The sequence below is a fragment of the Paenibacillus sp. JQZ6Y-1 genome (assembly GCF_040719145.1).
Lineage (GTDB): Bacteria > Bacillota > Bacilli > Paenibacillales > Paenibacillaceae > Saccharibacillus > Saccharibacillus kandeliae.
This window is the reverse complement of sequence record NZ_JBFDUZ010000001.1, coordinates 236,232-257,051: the sequence shown is the minus strand read 5'-3', so window position 1 is coordinate 257,051 and position 20,820 is coordinate 236,232. Positions and strand designations below refer to the sequence as shown.

Genomic DNA, 20,820 nt, shown 5'->3' with positions numbered 1-20,820 from the left:
TCTTTGTATTGGTTCACTGGTTAGAGATGTGTTGGTCATGAGCGTATTGGTTATGGATGTGCTGGTTAGGGAACGGGATCGTTATGTGAGAATGATGCGTATTCGTATTGCTGTATGTTTGTATTCCAATGCTTGCCGTTCCACTATCCTTTGATCGACCCGATCATCATCCCTTTGACAAAGTACTTTTGCAAGAACGGATAGACGAATACAATCGGCAACGTTGTCACAACCATCGTCGCCAGCTTGATCGACTGCGATGTCACGGAGCGGTTAATGCTACCCGGCACTGCCGCTAGCATCTGATTGGAGCTGGATTCGGCAACGACACGATACAGATACGTCTGAATTGGCTGCAATGACGTATCATTCATATAGATCATGCCGGTAAAATAATCGTTCCATTGGTACACGCCATGAAACAATCCAATCGTCGCCACAACAGGCATCGACACTGGCAGTACCACTTTGAAAAAGATCGACCAATCATTCGCGCCATCAATCCGCGCCGCTTCCTCCAACCCATCTGGAATCTCACGGAAAAAGGTCATAAAGATAATCAGATCAAAAAAGCTGAACATCGCCGGAATAATATACACCATAAAATTGTCCAACAGCTGCAAATCCTTCATTAGCAAAAAGGTTGGAATCAAGCCGCCGCTGAAAAACAGCGTAATCGTGCCGATCCAAATATACAGCTTGCCGCCGATCAGATCGCGCCGCGACAGTGCATATGCCACCATAGCGGTAAACAGCACATGAATGAACGTACCAATCACGGTCTTGGCAACGGTAATCCACATCGCCTGCATAATGCCTTCACTCTGGAACACCGCACCAAAGCTCTCCAGACTGAATATCCGCGGCCACCAATAAATCCCGCCGCGCATCGCATCCGTACCTTCATTAAACGCATTCACCATCACATACCAGATCGGATATATCGTGACAAAGCAGATTAGCAGCATAAAGATCGTATTGCATACATCAAAAATCACTTCCCCACGCGTCCGCCGAGACGAGGTTATCATGGGCAGCACACTCCTTTCCTACTTCAGTATTTAAAATAATGACGTATTATTCAGACGCTTAGTCACCTGATTGGCAATGAGCAGCAGGATAAGCGCAATGACCGATTTGATCAAGCCAATAGCGGTCGAGTACGAGAATCGCCCCGATAATAAACCCGTCTGATACACATAAATGTCGATTACATTACTAGCACTTTCGTTGAGCGAATTGCGCAGTACGAGAATCTGGTCAAAGTTGGAGTTCAGCACACCGCTGACTGCCAAAATGAACAAGATCGCAATTGTGCTCTGAATGCCCGGCAAGGTGATGTACCACATTTTCTGAAACCGTCCAGCGCCGTCAATCGTTGCCGCTTCGTACATCTCTGGCGATACACTCGCCATCGCTGCCAGATAGATAATCGCCGACCAGCCCAGCTCCTTCCAGATGTCCGAAATGATCACAATCGCCCAGAAGTACTTCGGCTCTGCCAAATACGAGATCGGCTGATCAATCAGATGCAGTGCGAGCAATACTTGGTTGATCACGCCTACATCCGCCAGCCATGTGGTTAGAATACCGCCCAGAATAACCCACGACAGAAAATGCGGCAAATACGAGATCGTCTGCACCGACTTTTTGAACCGAACCGAGCGCAATTCGTTCAAAAATAGCGCGAACAAAATCGGCAACGGAAAGCCGATAAACAGCTTGATCAAGCTAATGCCTAGTGTGTTGCGAATGACATCCCGCAGATTCTCATCCTCCATAAAGGCGCGAAAATGCTCCAGCCCGACCCAAGGGGCGGCTGCAATGCTGTCGACAATATTAAATTCTTTGAATGCAATGATGATGCCGTACATGGGAATATAGTTGAACACCAGCATCCATACCACACCAAGCAGCGCCATCGTCTGTAAATGCCGCTGTGTATACAACCGTCGAAACCAGCGTCGCGCAGTGCCTGACGAGGATCGCGTAGACTGCCGGGAACCCGACTTGCTTTTCATGCCGCTTTCCATTGATTCCACTCCCTTCTATTTATGTAAGCGATTACATTTATGTATTTTATTATAGACGTGAGAATGGGACGCGGGAATGTACCAAATTTCGTGTGAGGTGTCTCATTTTTCGGGTCGTCTGTATTATTCCACTTGTAAATAGACAGCAAAAGGAGCCCTGATCATATACAGGGCTCCTTTTTTATACGAAATATACGGTGATGATACGTTTGGTAAAATGTTGAGGATTGGCAATTAGTTACTGCTTGTGCCTTTGTTTTTGTTGTAAATATCGAACGCTACCGCCAGCAGCAGTACCAGACCTTTGATACCTTGCTGCCAGTCGATGCCGAGTCCAACGAGGGACATACCATTGTTCAGTACCCCCATAACCAGACCACCGATGATCGCACCGAACACGGTTCCGATCCCGCCGGAAGCAGATGCGCCGCCGATAAAGCAGGCTGCGATGGCATCCAACTCAAAGTTAGTACCCGCTCTTGGAGTCGCTGCATTTAGACGTGCTGCGAAGATCAGACCGGAGATAGCGGACAATACGCCCATATTCACGAATACCCAGAATGTTACTTTTTTCGTTTTGACACCGGACAGTGCTGCGGCTTTTTCGTTACCACCAATGGCGTACACATGGCGACCCATAACGGTACGGTTCATCACGAAGGAATAGATAACGATCAGCAAGAACAACAATACCAGAATCGTTGGGATACCAGCATAGCTTGCCAGTACGAAGGTGAACAGGTTGATAATCGCGAGCACAAGTACCAGCTTGGTGATAAACAATGCCTGCGAGCCTGTATCAAAATTGTATTTGCGTTGCGCAGAACGATTTTTCAGCTCGGTTACGATGTACAGCACAGACAGCGCAATACCTGCGATGATTGCGACGATATTGGTTGCTGCATTCGTGAAGTCCGGTACGAAGCCGGAGCTGATCTTTTGAAAGCCGTTCGGGAATGGCGAGATGGACTGCCCTTCCAGCACGATCATGGTCAGACCGCGGAACAGCAACATCCCGGCAAGGGTGACGATAAAGGCGGGAATCCGCACATACGCGACCCAGAAGCCCTGCCATGCACCGATCAGACCACCGATAACGATGGACAGAATGACCGCCAGCACGGGATTCATTTGCCAATTGACCATAAAGATGGCGGAGATTGCGCCGACAAAGGCGGCGATGGAACCGACCGACAGATCAATATGCCCGGTGATGATGACGAGTACCATACCGATAGCGAGCACGAGAATATAGCTGTTTTGCAAAATTAGGTTGGTGATGTTGATCGGCTTGAGCAGCAGTCCTCCGGTCAGTACTTGGAACAGCAACATGATGAAAACGAGGGCAATGATCATGCCGTATTGACGAATATTTCCTTTGAAGAGACGGGATAGTCCGCCTTCCTTGTCTTTTTGCTTGACTGGCTTGCTTAATGTGGACATGGGTGATGCTCCTTTCGACATGTTTGTTGGTGGTTGGCATGGGGTTGTGCATCGCGCGGGGAACGCTGCCGGAAGGGATTGGGGAACGGACTCCGGTGGAGCTACGAGAATCTTTTGGATTAGGTGTTAATGAAGATTCTCGTAGCTCCAAAGCGGTAAGATATTTTGCTTGCGCAAAAATCACTTTTCATTGGACCCCGTGTTTGAAAATCACAAACACTAGAAGTCGTCCTTTTCCCCAATTCCCTTCCCTCCGCTCCGTGCGTTGCAATACTCAGTGCCCTCCAAACGGGGGGGTAGCAGTTTGATTGATTAAGGGATTTGGTGTTAGGCTTCGGTTTTGGCTTTTTCTTTGGTCATGTACATCATTAGTTTTTCTTGGGTGGCTTCGGCTTTGGTGACTTCGCCGGTGATGCGGCCGGCGTTCATGACGTAGATGCGGTCGCAGATGCCTAGGATTTCTGGGAGTTCGGATGAGATGACCAGTACGCTTTTGCCTTCGTCGGCTAGGCGGTTGATGATGGTGTAGATTTCGTATTTGGCGCCGACGTCGATGCCTCGGGTTGGTTCGTCGAGGATTAGGATGTCGGGACCGGAGAAGATCCATTTGCCTAGTACGACTTTTTGCTGATTACCGCCGCTTAGGTTGCTTGTTTTTTGCAGAATGTTTGGCGTTTTGATCTTCATTTGACCGCGCATGTCTTCGGCGACGAGAACTTCCTCATGTTCGTTGACGACGCTGGATTTGGACAGTTTCTCCAAGCCGGTCAGGGAAATGTTGCGCTTAATGTCGTCCAGCAGGATCAGACCGTAGTTTTTACGGTCTTCGGTAACGTAGGCGAAACCGTTTTTGATCGCTTGGGTGACGTCATTGTTGCGGATTTCTTGACCGTTTTTGATCAAGGTGCCGGATATGTTTTTACCATACGATTTGCCGAAAATGCTCATCGCCAACTCGGTGCGACCGGAGCCCATCAGCCCGGCGATACCGACGATTTCGCCGCGTCGCAGGTTCAGGTTTGCATTATGGATCACTTGTCGGTCGGCGTGCTGCTCATGGAAGACATTCCAATCGCGCACTTCAAGCGTTACGTCGCCGATTTTCGGCTGGCGTTCTGGATAACGGTTGGTCAGATCGCGTCCAACCATGCCGCTAATGATGCGGTCTTCGGTAACGCTGTCCTTTTTCATATCCAACGTCTCAATCGTTTTCCCATCACGCAGGATGGTGACGGAATCAGCAACTTTGGAAATTTCGTTCAGTTTATGAGAGATGATGATGCAGGAAATGCCTTGACTTTTGAAGCCGAGTAGCAGTTCCAGCAGGTTTTCACTATCGTCCTCGTTCAACGCTGCGGTTGGCTCGTCCAAGATGAGCAGTTTTACTTTTTTGGAAAAGGCTTTGGCGATTTCGACCAGCTGCTGCTTGCCGACACCGATGTTGGTCACAAGCGTACTTGGCGGTTCGCTCAGACCGACTTTATTCAGCAATTCTTGCGTCCGCTGCATCGTTTCGTTCCAGTCGATGACGGCGCCCTTTTTGCGTTCGTTACCAAGGAAGATGTTCTCGGCGATGGACAGGTAAGGGATTAGCGCTAGCTCTTGGTGGATAATGACGATGCCGAGTTCTTCGCTGTCCTTGATGTTTTTGAATTGGCAGGTTTTGCCCTCGAACATAATGTCGCCGTCGTAGCTGCCGTAGCCGTATACGCCGCTGAGTACTTTCATCAGGGTCGATTTACCGGCACCATTCTCGCCGCAGAGGGCGTGAATCTCGCCTTTGCGCACTTGAAGGTTGACGTTTTCCAGTGCTTTGACACCGGGAAATGTTTTGGTGATGCCTTTCATTTCTAGGATGATGTTGTCCATGGTGGCGCTCCTTTCAGTTGGCTTGAAGGGGTGGCTTGGGTGCTGTTGCAGCAGACCGCTATGGGAAGGGATTGGGGAACGGACTCCGGTGGAGCCGCGGGAATCTTTTGGATTAGGTGAAAATGAAGATTCCCGCAGCTCCAAGGTCGTCCTTTTCCCCAATTCCCTTCCCTCCGCTCTGTGCAAAGGCATCCATGCCGTTTTCTGCGCGGGGCAGGGTTGAGAGATTTAAGAGATTTAAAACCTAACGAACTTTGAGTTTTGAGTGATTTTAGGTTGATGATTTGGACTTAATGCACAGTGATTATTGGATTGTTCACTTATTTCGTACTTAAGATGTTGGGGTTTTGAATGAGATGTTGGTTAGGAATTTGTTTGTTTATATAGTTGTGGTGATGATTGGTTTTGATTTAATTGGTTGGTGCGTTGTCGCCGTAGACTTCTTGTTCGGTGTAGTAGTTGCTGCCGATGATTTCTTGTTTGACGTTGTCTTTGTCGACGGATACTGGGTCGAGCAGGTAGGCTGGGACGACCATTACGTTGTTGTTGTAGGTTTTGGTGTCGTTGACTTCGGCTTGTTTGCCTTGCAGGATGCTGTCGACCATGCCGACGGTTTTTTCGGCGAGTTTGCGTGTGTCTTTGAAAATAGTTTGCGTTTGTTCGCCGGCGACGATGGATTTGATGGATGCGAGTTCGGCGTCTTGTCCGGTAATGATCGGCAGCGGTTTGTCGGCGGAGCCGTAGCCTACGCCTTTGAGGGATGAGATGATCCCGATGCTGATGCCGTCATATGGTGACAATACGGCGTCGAGCTTCTGACTGCCGTAGTAGGCGCTGAGCAGGTTGTCCATCCTCGCTTGAGCGAGTGAGCCGTCCCACCGTAGGGTGGCGATCTGTGCCATGGTGGTCTGCTTACTCTGGATGACGAGTTTACCGGAATCGATATATGGCTGTAGAACAGACATCGCGCCGTTAAAGAAGAAGTAGGCGTTGTTGTCATCTGGCGATCCGCCGAACAGTTCGATGTTGAACGGACCTTTACCTTTGTCGAGTCCGAGCTTTTTCTCGATATAAGACGCTTGCAGCACGCCGACCTTGAAGTTGTCAAAAGTGGCGTAGTAGCTTAGGTATGGCGTGTTCATGATGAGTCGGTCATACGAAATGACCTGAATGCCTTGCGCGTGCGCTTTACCGATGACGTCGGTCAGTGTGTTGCCGTCAATGGCAGCGACCACGATCACATCGACCTGCTTGGTGATCATGTTCTCAATTTGGGAAATTTGATTTTCGACGACATCCTCAGCGTACTGAAGATCGGTTTTGTATCCTTTGGACTGGAACAGCTTCACCATGTTCTGTCCGTCCGCTACCCAACGTGCTGACGATTTGGTCGGCATGGCGATACCGACGTAGCCTTTCTCACTGCTGCCGACGCTGCTTTCTGCCAGATTACAGGCGCTGAGTGTGATCATCATCGCGGCGATCAGCAGTAGGATTAGTCCCCTTTTCATTACGGATGCTCCTTTCGTATATGTGCTTGAACGGCACGGTTTGAGATGGTTGGTTGAGATGGCAGAACCGGATGAAAGGAAAATATGTATCGGTCGGTTTTGCCGGTTGCGATGGTTTGGTAACGCTTTCTTTAAATAAGATAGCATTGGTGATGGATGGCTGTCTTTTCGTTTATTTGACCTTTTTTATAAAAATCGGACTTAATTGCTTCAAAACGAAACGATATGTTGGCATTGTCGTACATTGCATTCGTGAAGTCGAAGATCTACTTCGCTCTATCGAACCAAACGTCTACATTGTGTATTGAAAAATACAAGCCATGTATGATCAAAGAAGCACTACTGATCGGTTGCCTAAGGCAAATCGGTATGCAGATGAACGGAATACATACGAAAGGGGATCTTTCATGAACATGAAACAGAGTTATGATCAAATGCTTTCCTTGCGAATGGCAGATATCCATGAGAAGATACTGTGGCAAAAGGAAGAATATCGAAAACTGAGTCTGGATTGCGATGTTCATTTTCAATCTATTGTAGAGTTGTCGCTTCACGATTGGACGTTAGCGGAATCAAAAGCAGCTTTGATTGAATATAGCGACATCATGACCAGTCTAAGATCACTCGCCGAATCTACTATGTATGAGCAAGGTATCAAGGATGGATATGCGTTACAGCAATTACTCGTGTCTTCAGATACAAACGAATGCGAGGAAAGGAGGAATTCACCATGAAACTGGAGCGTCTCATCTCCATTATTTACAAGCTACTCAATCATGAAGTTGTATCTGCCACGGTGCTGGCAGAGGAATATGGCGTATCGCCGCGGACGATTTATCGCGATATGGATGTGATCGGGGCAGCAGGTTTTCCGGTTATTTCGCATCAGGGGAGTCAGGGTGGATACGGGATGATCGACGGCTACAAGCTGGATAAAAGTCTACTCGGTTCGCATGATGTCGCTTCGCTGGTGACGGTGCTGCATAGTCTGTCCACGATGTTCGAAGATACGCAGGTGCAGAGCACGATTGACCGATTGCAAAGTATCGAGCCGGTACAGCAGATGCCACGGCTGGACATTAATTTTCAGTCGTATCATACAAACACCCTTCTGTTACAGCTACTCCGCCAAGCGATTGCCGAGCAGCAGGTCGTGCAGTTTGACTACATCAATGCCAACAATGAACGCACAACTCGTGAGCTAGAGCCGAATCAGATTTATTTTAAATACGGGGCATGGTATGTAGCTGGCTATTGCCGCTCCCGGCAAAGTGTGCGCGAATTCCGATTATCGCGCATGCTGGATACGGTGCTAAGGAAGGAGCATTTTACGATACGACAGCATGAAGCCGTAGCGTATACAGCTCCGAATACAGAACGACAATCCACTTCCTTACAGCCAGAGCAATCACTGCCCCATACGAATATAGAGGTTGTTATTCGCATCAATCAGGAAGCACTTGCCTATGCGCTGGATCATTTTCAGCACGCCGAGCGTCAATTCCACTCCGATGGAAGCATGACCATTCGCATCCACATTCAGCAGTCGAAGCAAACGAAATGGCTATATGGCATACTGCTTAGCTTGGGTGAGAACGCCGAGGTGTTATATCCGCCAGAAATACGCGCGACGATGAAGCAGAAGCTCTATCAGATGCTGGAGCGCTATGAGCAAGATGAGCTGAACCTCCTTTAATGTCCCTTTTCAAAATTCATCGATACACTTCGCAAGTATGACAGTCTGTTGTCATACTTCCTTTGCTACACTCGATTTGTAAATGGTTATTCATTCTACATATCCAAAGGAGAGCTGATCTATGAATAGTACAACCAGCAATATGCTACGTTATCATCACTGGGCAAATGAAACCCTTTTGGCACGCCTACAGGAGCTGCCTGCTTCTGTATTTCACGAAGAGACACTAAGCTCCTACCCTACCATCTCGGCTACACTTGGTCATCTGTATGCGGTCGATCATATGTGGTATCTGGTGCTGAATGGAACAGAGATGCCAGAAGCATTAGAGCAGAGCCAGCCGTTACTACCACTCGGCAGCGAATGGGACTTGTCCGAATGTACGGCTCGCCTTACCGAGCAGGCGCAGCAGTATGCACAATGGAGCAATCAGACCGATTTGTCGCAAAAGATTGTCGTGAACAATCCGTATGCTGGGATGCGCGAGCTATCACTGGAAGAGTTGGTGCTGCATCTGGTAAACCATGGTACGTATCATCGTGGGAATATTACAACCATGCTACGACAGCTTGGATATCCTTCTGTGATGAACGATTATATCCTGTACCTCTATCAACAGCCACAGCAAGCGAATCCTACAACTACCCATAATCAATCCATTTCCTAGCCCAATATGCTCCCAATACTAGCCAAATACATCTGAACAAATCGCGGAAAGGAACCACCCCACATGTCTACAGAACCCATGTTATCGGTCACCTCACGAGCGGAATGGCGCGAATGGCTATATCAGCATCATGAGGATACCGACTATTGCTGGATCGCTGTTAGTATCAAGGCTACGGATGGTGTGCTCCTTTACCTCGATGCGGTAGAAGAAGCGCTATGCTTTGGCTGGATCGATGGCGTGAAAAAGAAAACACCTGACGGAATCTTAGCGCAACGGATGTCACCAAGACGGCGCAACAGCTCATGGACAGAGCTGAATAAGGAGCGTGTCCGCCGACTGGAACGGCTCGGACAGATGACGCCAGCTGGACGACGGGTGCTGCCTGATATGGACATTGAGCATTTCGTGGTGGATGCAGAGATTATGGAGTGGCTACAGCGTGAGCCTGAGGTATATGCAAATTTTATCACTATGCCTGAACTGTATCGCAGAATACGGATCGATAACATTCAAAATGTCCGCCACCAGCCCGATTTATTCGCTCGCAGACTGGATACATTCATCAAGCAGACGCGGGTAAACCGGATGTACGGGCAATGGCATGATCATGGACGATTATGGAATGAACAGGACAATCAAGATTAAAAGAAGCCCGCCAACCTTGTATGTATGCAGGGTTGGCGGGCTTTCTTGTATAGATGGTATTGTTTACGTTTATAACTATGGTACGCAATGTACATCTAAAGAAACAATACTGAGCGGTGCTTCGTTTACGTCTAAAGAGAACATAGTGAAAAGGAATCTACGATCAACTCAAGCTAGCAATATCGTGAAAATCATCAGCTTGATCTAGTGAAGACGATAGCTCATGACAACGTAGTACCTGCTCACCTTGTAACTCAAAAATCGCTATTAACTCTACCTGCCCACGTTTGCCGTTCTTCTTCTCTACATCGACGATATAGCGGAGGGTGGCTGTCTGTATAGCCTCGTCATAGGCATAATGCGTAAATGGTGAAATTGCAATCGACTGCACCTCTTTCCGTAGCATACGAACATGATGCTTAAACTCATCTAGATTACTACGTACACCATCGGTAACCTGTACATAGTCAGCGGCAAAATACTGATCAATACATGTATCATCCATACCAATAACTACATCACGATACATTGTATTTAAAAATGCCAGTGCTTCGGATTTGCTCAATTGTTCGTTCATTGTATCATCCTCCATTGATCGGAACATTATGATTCTTGCGCTTCATTCGAACTGTACAGCTGCAAACATTTGAGCAGAATCAGATGCTAGCATTATCGAAACATCAAATATCGACGTCATCATATATACGCTGCCCACGCATGCAAAAATCGAATAATCGTAGTTAATTCTGACTCGTCAAACTGACTAAACAGCTGCTCGTATTGCTCTAACAAACGGTTATGCAGTCGCTCGTGAATTGTAGCAAGCTGCTCGCCTGCTGGAGTAAGCGCATAATAGACTTCTTTCAGATTGTTCGGTCTACGTACTTCCCGAATCAGTTCATGCTTGAGTAGAATCGCTGTCGCCTTGGTAACGGCTGGTCGTGAAATACGTAATTGCTCAGCCAAATACATATTATTGACCTCGCCCTGTGTCTGTAAAATCGAGAGCAAATGAAGCTGGGTAATGGTCCACTTGTGAGAAGCAACCTCCATTTCTGCTGCCATTTGTTCAGCCAGCTGCTGTTGCCTCTGCACATTTTGCTCACGCTTGAGCAATAGCTGCTCTACCGCTTGAAATGCTTGTTTCTGTGTCGCATCCATCAAGATATCCTCCAATAATTAACCGGTTAATAATTTTAGTTTACTGGTTAATTATATAGTTGTCAATTGTACTGTTGGAATCCTCTTGTCCTGCCTGCCCATGCTTTCACTATATAAATGAAAATAAGCCAGTTTGCTCATCCACATGATTAGAACATCCATGGATGGGCAAGCTGACTTGCTATCGTTCAAGATAACTATACAGTTTGATGATGAGCTACTGTTCACTCATCTATAGTTACTACTTCATATGAATAGGATCATATGTGCTTTTCTAGCGGGTCAAATCAAATCCATACTCAGATACCGCTCGCCATTGTCTGGGGCAATACAAAGTACCTTCTTCCCTGCTCCTAGCCGCTTTGCTTCCTGCACTGCCGTCCATACCGTCGCCGCCGAAGAAGGTCCAAGCAGCAATCCTTCGGTTCGCGCCAGCTCCTTCATCATAGAGATTGCATCCTCATCCGCCACCTGTACAATCTCATCATAGATCGACGTGTTCAGAATCGACGGAACAAAGCCCGGGCTAGTGCCGACAAGCTTGTGCGGACCGGGTTGACCACCGGACAGAACGGGAGAGCCTTTCGGCTCGACGACCATAATGCGTACATACGGCAAATGATCGCGTAGCGTTTCCCCTGTTCCCGTAATCGTCCCGCCTGTACCTGCGGAGGCAACAAACGTATCCAGCTTCCCTTCCATCTGCTCTAAGATCTCCAGCGCTGTCGTATGACGATGCGCATCTGCATTGGCAGGATTATCGAATTGGCGCGGCATATAGCTGTTCGGAATCTCCGTTAGCAGCTGCTCTGCCTTGCGAATCGCACCGGGCATTTTTTCGGCGGCAGGTGTTAATACGACCTGTGCGCCGTAGGCTTTGAGGATGCTGATGCGCTCCTGTGACATATTATCTGGCATGATGAGGATTGCACCGTAACCACGCGCAGCAGCGTTCATCGCCAGTCCGATTCCCGTATTGCCGCTGGTCGGTTCGATGATGGTACTGCCGGGCTTCAAGTCACCCGACTTTTCCGCTTCGATGATCAGGTTCAGCGCAGCACGATCCTTGACGCTACCGCTAGGGTTAAAATACTCCAATTTGACATATACATCTGCCCATTCCGGCGACGTGATACGGTTTAATTTCAATACCGGCGTATCGCCGACAAGTTCGCTAATATGTTGTACTACTTTGCTGGTCATGAATACGACTCCTTTGATTCTGTTTACTTTGTGTATGGTATACATGGCGACAATGAGGCTATGTTTGTCGCACACTCTGCTGTTCGAGTTGACGATAGTATTGAATTTTGTCTCCAATATTGTGTAAATGATCCTGCAATGACGCCAACTGCTGCTGTAGTTGCAGCTCATGCTGCTCCAGCATCTGCCGACGCTCGCTTGCTGTCGCATCGCCTTGACTGCGTAATTCAGCAAAGCGCTGCATACCTGCGATATTCATGCCGGTATCGCGCAAACGAAGCAGAAACTCTACCCATGCTACATCCTGCGCCGCGTATATGCGATGCCCTTGGGCGTTTCGTTCGATATTGCGTAGCAATCCAATTCGTTCGTAATAGCGCAGCGTATGTGCGCTTAATCCAGTCATGTCTACCATTTGCTGTATGTTCAGTGACTTTTCCATATGGTTACTATACCATACTGCTGCGAAATTCATGCTTGCCTTTGAGCGCGCTCAAAGCGATATGCTGATTTGGTAGGACGCAGACCCGCCTCTATTTACCCAAACAAGTAAAGAAACGATGATTTACCCGCATTATATTCGTGAACATTTCAGGAGGATGATTGCAATGACAAACCCTATTTCCCAAACAGCCGATTTCAACGATAAGCCCATCTCTACTACCGATTCCACTCCAACCTCAACCAACGATGCTACTGTTCCATCCAGTGATAACAAGCGATATGAGCGTGGTTGGAACAAATTGCGTGAGATTGACGGACAAGCAGGCGAGCGAGTGATTGCTTCGCTACAAGAGATCGCACCCGATCTGGGGCGGTATGTGATCGAGTATGCGTTTGGTGATATGTATTCACGGGATACACTTGACGCACGCCAGCGCCAGCTCGTAACCATCTCCTCGCTTACCACACAAGGCGGCTGTGAAGCGCAGTTACATGTGCATTTGAATGCTTCGCTCAATGTCGGATTGACACCTGCTGAGATTGTAGAAGCGCTGATGCACTGCTCTCCGTATACTGGTTTTCCGAAGGTGCTGAATGCGATAGCGGTTGCGAAACAGGTATTTGATGAACGTGGATTGCTGCCAGTGGAACAATCGTAATCTTTTATCAAATCGTCCGAACGAAGTATAGCTTACGAATCGTTCAAGGCGCTCACTTTCCTAGATAGACATATTCAAAGGTGTAGACGTTCTCATAGTAACCATCATCATCCGATATGCCCTACGTAAATTCGATATACCATATGCAATCTGCCGTACTCCATGCTGCCGCTGAGTACGGCAGATTGTTGTTGATCTCATATCTGCTGTGATCAGTCGCTGAATATCCTTTACATTTTCAAAATAGATCCTTTATAATTATTTACATACTGTTAACGTTTACGATGTGTAAACCTTTAGAAGGAGCTTATTATTCATGACAAAATCGCCTTCCTTACAAGCCGGAAGTGGCTTTCCACTTGGGATTTTAATGCTGAATCTGTTTATCGCTTTACTTGGTCAAGGGATGGTTATTCCGATTTTACCGGAATACTTGAAGCAGTTTGATGCGGCGGGTACAGCGGCAGGGTATATGATCGCGGCGTTCGGGGCGGCACAGTTTATCTTTTCCCCAATTGGCGGTCGCATGTCGGATCGCTATGGACGTAAAAAAATGATTCTTTCCGGGCTGTTCCTAACGGTGATCTCAGATTATATGTTTGCGGTATCGTACAACTTGCCATCGCTATACATGGCACGCTTTATCGGCGGGATCGGTCTGGGCATTATGGTGCCGTCGGTGCTGGCGTATGTAGCGGATGTGACGACCAATACGACACGTGCCAAAGGCATGGGGTATCTCAGCGCAGCGATGAATCTGGGCATGGTACTTGGTCCGGGGATTGGCGGTATCATTGCGCAATATGGCATTCGTGTTCCCTATCTAGTCGCCGCAGCGCTGGGACTGGTCGCGACGGTGATGACACTGCTGCTCAAGGAAACATTGCCGCCGGAACGTCGGACGCAGCAGCTTCGCGGTCAGCAGGCAACGCCGTCGATGGTATCGCAGCTGGTGTCGTCGTTTCACACTCCGTATTTCCGTTATTTGCTGCTGATTCTCGTCATGACGTTCGGGCTGGTCAATTACGAAACGGTATATGCACTCTATGTAGAGCAGCAATATAGCTTCACATCCGCACAGATTGCGATCATTATTACATTGGGCGCAGTCATCGGGATCGCAGTGCAAATCTGGGCGCTGGATAAAGTCATTCGTCGCATTGGCGAATCACGGCTCATTCGGCTGTCGCTGATTATGACGGCAGTGGCGCTCGTGTTGATGCTGATTCCGGTAAACTTGTGGTATTTGCTAGCGGTATCATCGTTGTTTTTTGCATTTAATGCCTTTTTGCGTCCGACGGTGAACACGTTGCTGGCGAATCATGCACGAGATGATGAGCAGGGGTTCGTCGCTGGGCTGAATACGACGTATGGCAGCATCGGCAATATTGCTGGACCGATTGTAGCAGGTACATTATTTGATTACCGGATCGGGCTGCCGTATATGATTGGGGCAATTGTTTTGCTGGCAGCGCTGCTGTTAACGCGTAACAAGGACAGATCATCGTCTGTTGAGACTACGCAGACCTATGCAGATCGTTCGGATTCATAGTATGGTGCGGGCATGGATGTGCTCTATATAATATGGTACGCCTTGGAGGAATGATACATGAAGCAACAACAGGAAACATGGCATCAGCAGCTACGCAATCACAATCGTGACGAGCTGGTGCAGGCGGGGGCAGAATTATTTTTGCAGCAGAATTTCCCAGATATTACGGTCAAGGATGTATGCGACAAGGCAGGCATTAGTCGGGTGACCTTTTATAAGCATTTTCGTGATATGAATGAACTCGTATTCGATGTGCAAATGCACATTTTGCGTGATATGACCGACCTGCTGACTGCCAGCGATCTGCCGCAGACCAATGGGCGTGATCGACTGGCGAACATTTTGCAGGCATGGGTAGACTATGCGCTTATTCATGGACAACAGCTGCGCTTCATAGCGCTGTTCGATCTGTATTATGGACAAATGCAGGTCGATGACGACCTGCGGCAGCGCTATGAGCAATTTGTGCAGCATGGAACGGGGCGGGGCTTTTTGCATGATGCATTGGAACAGGGCGTACGCGATGGTTCGCTGAATCCACAACTGGATGTATCCCATGCCGGGGTACTTATTTTCCAAACGGTCATGGGCGTGCTGCAACGTGTGAGCATGACATCTACACCGAAGCTGCAAGACCATCGGGACGGTGATGTGGTTGTGCAGCCCGTTGTGAAGATGCTGCTGGATTATGTAGCGATGAAGCCATCATGAGCATGGTAAAGTAAGATGGGAACGGTCGCCTTCTCCACTCACTCTGCCTGATCTGCAAGCGCATTGTGTTCAATCTCAAACCCTAGATCCTCAATCATCTGATAATCCAGCGCCGCCTCCTGTCCGGGTGTGGTCAAATAGTCGCCAACAAAGATCGAATTGGCGGCGTACAGCGCCAACGGCTGCAAGGTACGCAGATTCAATTCCCGTCCTCCGGCAACCCGAATTTCCTTCGATGGACACATCAAGCGTAGCATCGCCAAGATGCGCAATCCTCTCATCGCTGGTGTGTGCGGACGATGTGCGAGTGGTGTTCCAGCAATGGGATTTAGAAAATTCACCGGAATCGAGTCGGCATCCAGCTCGCGTAATGCCATTGCTAGCTCCACCAACTGGTCGTCACTCTCGCCCATGCCCGCGATCAAGCCAGAGCAGGGCGACATGCCGCTGCGCTTCACCTGCTCCACCGTTTCACAGCGCTGATCATAGCTGTGCGTGGTAGTAATCGATGGATAATGATCGCGGCTTGTATTCAGATTGTGGTTGTACCGATGCACACCTGCTTCGGCAAGCTGCTGTGCCTGCTGTTCGTTTAACAAACCAAGACAGGCGCAGATTTTGAGTGGCATGGTAGCGCGGATTTCCTTGACCGCTTCCACCACCTGCTCTAGCTCGCGTCCACTCGGTCGTCTGCCAGAAGCAACGATGCAGTATGTTCCAGCCTGACGGTTCAGCGCTTCCCGCGCGCCTGCCAACAAGGTATCGCGATCCAGCAGACTGTACTTTTGCACAGGTGCAGTGGAGACGATCGATTGCGAGCAGTAGCCGCAATCCTCTGCGCATAGTCCACTTTTGGCATTGATGATCATATTGAGCTTTACCTTTTTGCCGTAAAAATGACGGCGGACAGTGTAGGCAGCCTGCATAAGTGGGAGCAATTCGTCGTCGTGACATTGCAACATCGACAACGCTTGTTCATGCGATAGCGGTTTGCCGCTTAACGATTGCTCTGCAAGGTCGTTCCAGTATGTAGGGAGAATGGTAGATGAATTCATCAATGCGATAACTCCTTTAACATAGGCTATGTTTTAATTGTTAACCTTATATAAAATTATAGGTTAACAATTAATCCAACATGATTCTAGCATATATTTCGCCACATGACAAAATGGGACTGTATGTAAATGGATTAAAATAACTATCTGCTGTTCTGCTCATCAAAAAAGCTTCCTTGTGCCAAGACTGCATCGTTTCAGAATATCCGAAACATCGTCTCTTGTGCACAAAGAAGCTTTTTAACAGTTAGGAATCCTGCGTTGCTATTCTAGATTCGTACGATTCATTTCTCATTCACTATCCCTCATGAAGCGTCACTATTAGTGCAGATCATGTAACATAGAAGATCGACATTATAGCTGTCGCAACGTCTGTCTACGATCCTGAGCAATCAGGAAAAAGGCAGTCGCATGAATACTCCATGCCCAGATAATATGACCGAAGAATTCCGATATATGCTCAGCCAGCGGCTGATCCCAAGCGGATGGAACGGTACCGAGAGCAGGCATCAACAGCAGATGGAAGATGATCCAGATCACAATCCCGTATACTGCACCCTGCCAGAGCGTAATCGTTTGCCAATACTGTGCCAGCAAAATATACAACGCCGCGAACACAATCGCGAAGGCAAAGTGGATGATGAGTGCCACATAGAATACCTTTTGATCGGTCGAATAATACACAAACGCATGCGTTGTATCCTGCGACAATCCAAGCTGCTGCAATAGCTGCTGTGGCGGATTGGTTGCATCCCGCGCCATCGTTCGCGGTGGTAGGATTTTCTCCCACCCAATCTTGACCATGCCGGAGATCATACCAGCGATGAATCCGTACCAGATACTTTTCCAGAGAATCGCTGATAAAGTAATACGGCTGGATCGACTTGTTCTAATGCTGCTCATAGACATCAACTCCTATTCAGTTTCTCGTAACAGACATGATACAACATTATATACCCAGTTACATGATAGAAATGTCATATCCTTATTCTTTTCGAGAACCTGTCACCAAGGCATATTGTCCTATGAAGCAAGTTGTAGATCGCAAGGGAACAACCTTGCAAAAAGCCGCCAGCCGTACGTATTCAGTTCAACGTTTCACGCTCGGCACGCTCGCGGTCGATGCCCTTTTCCTTTAAAGCTGGTTTCAATTCATCCTTTGCCAGCTTCCATAACGGTACACCGGTTCGGTACGCAGCGCGCGCGTTCAAATGACCCGCAATCGGCGCGGTGATGAACACGAATACGATTGCCAGCAAAATGCGCATGCTTGGATACCCATCGTATACCCAGAAGAATAGGAATGCTCCTGTCAGGACAAACAGGACACCCAGCGTCGCACTTTTGGTCGCGGCATGGGCACGCAGGTACACATCAGGAAAACGAATAATACCAAATGCACTTAGTACACTCAATACCGCGCCCAGCACAATCAAGATCGCAATGACTGGCTCACCGATCGTCTGAATCAGGCTGCTCGTCTGTATCTTCATATTCATGCTCAATCACCACCCCACGTTCAATATATTTGGCAAAAGCCACCGTTCCGATAAATGCCAGAATCCCGACTAGCAGCATTACTTCCAGATATGCCTGTGTATCCAGCATCATCGACAATACTGCGATCATGGCGATCAGATTGACTCCGATCGTATCCAGTGCGGTAATGCGGTCAGTCATGGACGGTCCTTTGAGCACCCGATACATGCACCCGGCAATCGCCAGCGACAACAGAATCAGCGTAATCAATAGCGCAGTTTGCAATAATGGCATTACCGGGTCACCTCCTTGATCGCTTTTTCAAAGGTATTGCGAATATCGCTAGATAGCTTCTCTTCGTCCCGAATATCAATCGCATGGATATAGGCGAGATGCTGCTCCTTGGATACCTCGATCAGCACCGTGCCGGGCGTAAGCGAGACGAGCGTCGACAACAGCGTCAATTCCCAATCGGATGTCAGATCCGTTTCATAGGTCAGAATGCCGGGGTTAATGTCCAGCTTTGGACTGACAATATGCTTCAGCACGACATAGCTGGATTTGATCAGCTCAGAAAAGAACAGCACAATCAGCTTCACCACCGCCCATAATTTCCGTCCATAAAACGGCTGCGGGAAAAAGCGATGCAGAGCAAAGATCATTAGCAGACCGATCAGATACCCAATGACGAAGCTGGGGGTATCCCATGACGTATGCAGCGCCATCCAGACAAAGGCAATCAGCAGATTGAGTACAATTTGAAATCCCATCTCTCAACCGCCCCCCAGTACAGCCTGAATATATAAAGAAGGCTCCATCAGCACGCCTGCCGCCTCGGCAATATACGTCTGAATATAACCTGCACCTAGCCCGATCACGATAACGAGCACGAACAGCACCGATGCCGAGCGCATAAGCAGCACGGGCTTGAACATGCCCCAGCGATGCTCTAGCACATTCTCTTGCGCATCCGGCATCAAATTCGGATTCCCCGCTTCGGCAATCCAGTCCTGATATACATCCTCCGGCACATGATCCTGCTCATCCGCCAGCTTGCGCTCCTTGCCCCAGAAGCCGAGCATGAAGATGCGCATCACTGAGTAAAGCATGACCAGACTGGCTGCTAGACTAATGAGTGTCATCGTATACCAGCCTCGTTCCATCGCTCCCTGCACGATCAGCAGCTTGCCCGCGAATCCACTCAGCGGCGGTACACCAGCTAACGCCAATGCCGTAATGAAGAACATCCAGCCGGTCAGCGGAATACGCTTGATCAGACCGCTCATCTGCTGCAAGCGCGCGGTTCCGGCTGCACCGATCATCACACCAGCAAGCATGAATAGCAGCGCCTTGATGATCATATCGTTCAGCATATAGAAGATCGCGCCCTCCATGCCTGCACGATTGGCGGTTGCCAGCCCGAAGGCGATTAGACCAACCCCAGCGATTACGTTATACGCCAGAATGCGATTGATCTCACGGTACGCAACCGCTCCGACCACACCTAGCACCATTGTGGCAATGCCGAGCCAGCCGATCAGATCATACACAAACCCGTGATCATGGTAAAAGATGAGCGTGAAGGTACGCATAATCGCATACAATCCCACCTTGGTCAGCAATCCAGCGAAGATCGCCGATACCACAGTCGGCGGCGACGAATACGGTCCCGGTAGCCAGTAAAAGAGAAACAATCCTGCTTTTAGACTGAATACCGTTAACAGCAACAGCGCAATGACGCTAATAATGCCCGTTTGCCCCACTTCGGCAATGCGCTGCGATAAATGCGCCATATTGAGTGTTCCTGTTGCCGCATATAGATACGCAAGCGACGCGACGAACAACGATGATGACACAATGTTGATCAAAATGTATTTGAGCGTCTCCCGCAATTGCCGCTTCGTACCACCTAGTACGATCAACGCATACGACGAGATCAGCATCACTTCAAAACAGACAAACAAGTTGAACAAATCTCCGGTCAGAAACGACCCATACACCCCTGCCAGCAAAAATTGAAAAAACGGATAAAAATGATGCTTTTCCCGCTCCTCCCCGATACTAGCAAACGCATAAAATAGACAAACGGCGCCCAGAATCGAGGTAGTCAACACAAGCAGCGCTGCGAACATATCGGCAACCAGCACGATGCCATAGGGTGCTGCCCAATCGCCCATCGGCAGCAGTTGAATCCCGTTGTGCTGCACATCAACGATCAGCCAGCTGGCAATCCCGATATTCAGCAGCACGGCGACTGCTCCGGCGATCTTTTGAAAATGGATAGAATTGCGTCCGAACACTTGCAGCACTGCTGTCACCAACGGAATCAGTAGTGGAAATACAAGCAGATTATTGGCCACCTTTGCGCTTCACCTCCTCCATATCATCCGTTTTCAGACGGATGTACGAGCGGTACGCCAGTACGAAAAAGAAGGCGGTCACGCCGAAATTGATGACAATTGAGGTCAGAATCAATGCCTGCGGCAGCGGATCAACATACGAGCCGGATTCTTCACCCAATAGCGGCGGGGCACCTGTTTTCAACCGCGACATGGTAAGCAGCAGTAGATGTACCCCGTGCGTCAGAATCGAAGCGCCCAGAATGATGCGCAGTAGACTGCGCGATAGAATGAGATAGACGGCAACAGCGAACAATATGCCGACGGCAAGCGACATCCATATTTCCATA

At 48.7% G+C, this 20,820-nt stretch carries 23 protein-coding genes; 7 read left to right on the top strand and 16 right to left on the bottom strand.

The annotated features are described in order from the left end of the window. Window positions 1–143: 143 nt before the first annotated feature. The 5 genes from ABXR35_RS01085 to chvE all read right to left on the bottom strand — a co-directional run bounded on the left by ABXR35_RS01085 (window position 144) and on the right by chvE (window position 6,856). Window positions 144–1,031 carry a carbohydrate ABC transporter permease gene (locus ABXR35_RS01085; protein ID WP_367054263.1) on the bottom strand — a complete coding sequence of 296 codons (888 nt, stop codon included), beginning with the start codon at window positions 1,029–1,031 and terminating at the stop codon, window positions 144–146. 30 nt (window positions 1,032–1,061) lie between these two features. Further along, window positions 1,062–2,033 carry an ABC transporter permease gene (locus tag ABXR35_RS01080; RefSeq protein WP_436669308.1) on the bottom strand — a complete coding sequence of 324 codons (972 nt, stop codon included), beginning with the start codon at window positions 2,031–2,033 and terminating at the stop codon, window positions 1,062–1,064. A gap of 234 nt (window positions 2,034–2,267) precedes the next feature. Beyond that, window positions 2,268–3,476, bottom strand: coding sequence for a multiple monosaccharide ABC transporter permease (gene mmsB, locus ABXR35_RS01075; protein ID WP_367054260.1), 1,209 nt, complete (start codon window positions 3,474–3,476; stop codon window positions 2,268–2,270). 327 nt (window positions 3,477–3,803) lie between these two features. After that, window positions 3,804–5,345, bottom strand: coding sequence for a multiple monosaccharide ABC transporter ATP-binding protein (gene mmsA, locus ABXR35_RS01070; protein WP_367054257.1), 1,542 nt, complete (start codon window positions 5,343–5,345; stop codon window positions 3,804–3,806). A gap of 410 nt (window positions 5,346–5,755) precedes the next feature. After that, complete coding sequence (gene chvE, locus ABXR35_RS01065) at window positions 5,756–6,856, bottom strand: multiple monosaccharide ABC transporter substrate-binding protein (protein WP_367054254.1); 1,101 nt, start codon at window positions 6,854–6,856, stop codon at window positions 5,756–5,758. Between the two features lie 407 nt (window positions 6,857–7,263). Between chvE and ABXR35_RS01060 the strand changes: the two genes are divergently transcribed. The 4 genes from ABXR35_RS01060 (at window position 7,264) to ABXR35_RS01045 (ending at window position 9,867) form a co-directional block, all read left to right on the top strand. Further along, complete coding sequence (locus ABXR35_RS01060) at window positions 7,264–7,590, top strand: hypothetical protein (protein ID WP_367054251.1); 327 nt, start codon at window positions 7,264–7,266, stop codon at window positions 7,588–7,590. Further along, the gene (locus tag ABXR35_RS01055) at window positions 7,587–8,552 is read left to right on the top strand and encodes a helix-turn-helix transcriptional regulator (protein WP_367054248.1); all 966 of its coding nucleotides are present in this window, start codon (window positions 7,587–7,589) and stop codon (window positions 8,550–8,552) included. Before ABXR35_RS01060 ends, ABXR35_RS01055 begins: the two co-directional genes overlap by 4 nt. Before the next feature lie 121 nt (window positions 8,553–8,673). Beyond that, window positions 8,674–9,219, top strand: coding sequence for a DinB family protein (locus ABXR35_RS01050; protein WP_367054245.1), 546 nt, complete (start codon window positions 8,674–8,676; stop codon window positions 9,217–9,219). Between the two features lie 63 nt (window positions 9,220–9,282). Further along, a complete protein-coding gene (locus ABXR35_RS01045) occupies window positions 9,283–9,867 on the top strand; it encodes a YdeI/OmpD-associated family protein (protein WP_367054242.1) in 585 nt (194 codons plus the stop codon). Between the two features lie 163 nt (window positions 9,868–10,030). On the opposite strand, the gene ABXR35_RS01040 is transcribed toward ABXR35_RS01045, so the two are convergent. From ABXR35_RS01040 to ABXR35_RS01025, 4 genes are all read right to left on the bottom strand, one after another. Continuing rightward, complete coding sequence (locus ABXR35_RS01040) at window positions 10,031–10,444, bottom strand: nuclear transport factor 2 family protein (protein WP_367054239.1); 414 nt, start codon at window positions 10,442–10,444, stop codon at window positions 10,031–10,033. 119 nt (window positions 10,445–10,563) lie between these two features. Further along, a complete protein-coding gene (locus ABXR35_RS01035; protein ID WP_367054236.1) occupies window positions 10,564–11,028 on the bottom strand; it encodes a MarR family transcriptional regulator in 465 nt (154 codons plus the stop codon). A 282-nt stretch (window positions 11,029–11,310) separates the two neighbouring features. After that, a complete protein-coding gene (gene cysK / locus ABXR35_RS01030) occupies window positions 11,311–12,231 on the bottom strand; it encodes a cysteine synthase A (RefSeq protein WP_367054233.1) in 921 nt (306 codons plus the stop codon). A 58-nt stretch (window positions 12,232–12,289) separates the two neighbouring features. Continuing rightward, window positions 12,290–12,673: a MerR family transcriptional regulator gene (locus tag ABXR35_RS01025; protein ID WP_367054230.1), complete on the bottom strand. Its 384-nt coding sequence runs from the start codon at window positions 12,671–12,673 to the stop codon at window positions 12,290–12,292. 301 nt (window positions 12,674–12,974) lie between these two features. Between ABXR35_RS01025 and ABXR35_RS01020 the strand changes: the two genes are divergently transcribed. The 3 genes from ABXR35_RS01020 (at window position 12,975) to ABXR35_RS01010 (ending at window position 15,597) form a co-directional block, all read left to right on the top strand. Continuing rightward, on the top strand, window positions 12,975–13,334 hold the full coding sequence (locus ABXR35_RS01020; protein WP_367061048.1) for a carboxymuconolactone decarboxylase family protein: 360 nt from the start codon (window positions 12,975–12,977) through the stop codon (window positions 13,332–13,334). 316 nt (window positions 13,335–13,650) lie between these two features. Then, window positions 13,651–14,886, top strand: a complete 1,236-nt coding sequence (locus ABXR35_RS01015) for an MFS transporter (RefSeq protein WP_367054227.1) — start codon at window positions 13,651–13,653, stop codon at window positions 14,884–14,886. Window positions 14,887–14,943: 57 nt separating this feature from the next. Continuing rightward, window positions 14,944–15,597, top strand: a complete 654-nt coding sequence (locus ABXR35_RS01010) for a TetR/AcrR family transcriptional regulator (protein ID WP_367054224.1) — start codon at window positions 14,944–14,946, stop codon at window positions 15,595–15,597. Window positions 15,598–15,635: 38 nt separating this feature from the next. Here the strand turns inward: ABXR35_RS01010 and bioB are convergent, their stop codons facing one another. The 7 genes from bioB to ABXR35_RS00975 form a co-directional block, all read right to left on the bottom strand. Then, a complete protein-coding gene (bioB, locus tag ABXR35_RS01005) occupies window positions 15,636–16,652 on the bottom strand; it encodes a biotin synthase BioB (protein ID WP_367054221.1) in 1,017 nt (338 codons plus the stop codon). Between the two features lie 354 nt (window positions 16,653–17,006). Next, entirely contained in the window at window positions 17,007–17,468 is a 462-nt protein-coding gene (locus ABXR35_RS01000; RefSeq protein ID WP_367061045.1) for a DUF1440 domain-containing protein, read from the bottom strand. 269 nt (window positions 17,469–17,737) lie between these two features. Further along, on the bottom strand, window positions 17,738–18,151 hold the full coding sequence (gene mnhG / locus ABXR35_RS00995) for a monovalent cation/H(+) antiporter subunit G (RefSeq protein ID WP_367054218.1): 414 nt from the start codon (window positions 18,149–18,151) through the stop codon (window positions 17,738–17,740). After that, window positions 18,105–18,425: a Na(+)/H(+) antiporter subunit F1 gene (locus ABXR35_RS00990; protein ID WP_367054215.1), complete on the bottom strand. Its 321-nt coding sequence runs from the start codon at window positions 18,423–18,425 to the stop codon at window positions 18,105–18,107. Before ABXR35_RS00990 ends, mnhG begins: the two co-directional genes overlap by 47 nt. Further along, window positions 18,425–18,901, bottom strand: a complete 477-nt coding sequence (locus ABXR35_RS00985; RefSeq protein ID WP_367054212.1) for a Na+/H+ antiporter subunit E — start codon at window positions 18,899–18,901, stop codon at window positions 18,425–18,427. Before ABXR35_RS00985 ends, ABXR35_RS00990 begins: the two co-directional genes overlap by 1 nt. 3 nt (window positions 18,902–18,904) lie before the next feature. Further along, window positions 18,905–20,491, bottom strand: coding sequence for a Na+/H+ antiporter subunit D (locus ABXR35_RS00980; RefSeq protein WP_367054209.1), 1,587 nt, complete (start codon window positions 20,489–20,491; stop codon window positions 18,905–18,907). After that, window positions 20,481–20,819 (bottom strand): Na(+)/H(+) antiporter subunit C, encoded by a 339-nt coding sequence (locus tag ABXR35_RS00975; RefSeq protein ID WP_367054206.1) that lies wholly within the window; start codon window positions 20,817–20,819, stop codon window positions 20,481–20,483. The genes ABXR35_RS00980 and ABXR35_RS00975 overlap by 11 nt, the downstream gene beginning before the upstream one ends. Window position 20,820 lies beyond the last annotated feature (1 nt).

Coding starts and splice junctions, on each gene's coding strand:
- ABXR35_RS01085 (WP_367054263.1), bottom strand. CDS start 1,031: ATGATAACCTCGTCTCGGCGGACGCGTGGGGAAGTGATTTTTGATGTA.
- ABXR35_RS01080 (WP_436669308.1), bottom strand. CDS start 2,033: ATGGAAAGCGGCATGAAAAGCAAGTCGGGTTCCCGGCAGTCTACGCGA.
- mmsB (WP_367054260.1), bottom strand. CDS start 3,476: ATGTCCACATTAAGCAAGCCAGTCAAGCAAAAAGACAAGGAAGGCGGA.
- mmsA (WP_367054257.1), bottom strand. CDS start 5,345: ATGGACAACATCATCCTAGAAATGAAAGGCATCACCAAAACATTTCCC.
- chvE (WP_367054254.1), bottom strand. CDS start 6,856: ATGAAAAGGGGACTAATCCTACTGCTGATCGCCGCGATGATGATCACA.
- ABXR35_RS01060 (WP_367054251.1), top strand. CDS start 7,264: ATGAACATGAAACAGAGTTATGATCAAATGCTTTCCTTGCGAATGGCA.
- ABXR35_RS01055 (WP_367054248.1), top strand. CDS start 7,587: ATGAAACTGGAGCGTCTCATCTCCATTATTTACAAGCTACTCAATCAT.
- ABXR35_RS01050 (WP_367054245.1), top strand. CDS start 8,674: ATGAATAGTACAACCAGCAATATGCTACGTTATCATCACTGGGCAAAT.
- ABXR35_RS01045 (WP_367054242.1), top strand. CDS start 9,283: ATGTCTACAGAACCCATGTTATCGGTCACCTCACGAGCGGAATGGCGC.
- ABXR35_RS01040 (WP_367054239.1), bottom strand. CDS start 10,444: ATGAACGAACAATTGAGCAAATCCGAAGCACTGGCATTTTTAAATACA.
- ABXR35_RS01035 (WP_367054236.1), bottom strand. CDS start 11,028: ATGGATGCGACACAGAAACAAGCATTTCAAGCGGTAGAGCAGCTATTG.
- cysK (WP_367054233.1), bottom strand. CDS start 12,231: ATGACCAGCAAAGTAGTACAACATATTAGCGAACTTGTCGGCGATACG.
- ABXR35_RS01025 (WP_367054230.1), bottom strand. CDS start 12,673: ATGGAAAAGTCACTGAACATACAGCAAATGGTAGACATGACTGGATTA.
- ABXR35_RS01015 (WP_367054227.1), top strand. CDS start 13,651: ATGACAAAATCGCCTTCCTTACAAGCCGGAAGTGGCTTTCCACTTGGG.
- ABXR35_RS01010 (WP_367054224.1), top strand. CDS start 14,944: ATGAAGCAACAACAGGAAACATGGCATCAGCAGCTACGCAATCACAAT.
- bioB (WP_367054221.1), bottom strand. CDS start 16,652: ATGAATTCATCTACCATTCTCCCTACATACTGGAACGACCTTGCAGAG.
- ABXR35_RS01000 (WP_367061045.1), bottom strand. CDS start 17,468: ATGATCTCCGGCATGGTCAAGATTGGGTGGGAGAAAATCCTACCACCG.
- mnhG (WP_367054218.1), bottom strand. CDS start 18,151: ATGAATATGAAGATACAGACGAGCAGCCTGATTCAGACGATCGGTGAG.
- ABXR35_RS00990 (WP_367054215.1), bottom strand. CDS start 18,425: ATGCCATTATTGCAAACTGCGCTATTGATTACGCTGATTCTGTTGTCG.
- ABXR35_RS00985 (WP_367054212.1), bottom strand. CDS start 18,901: ATGGGATTTCAAATTGTACTCAATCTGCTGATTGCCTTTGTCTGGATG.
- ABXR35_RS00975 (WP_367054206.1), bottom strand. CDS start 20,819: ATGGAAATATGGATGTCGCTTGCCGTCGGCATATTGTTCGCTGTTGCC.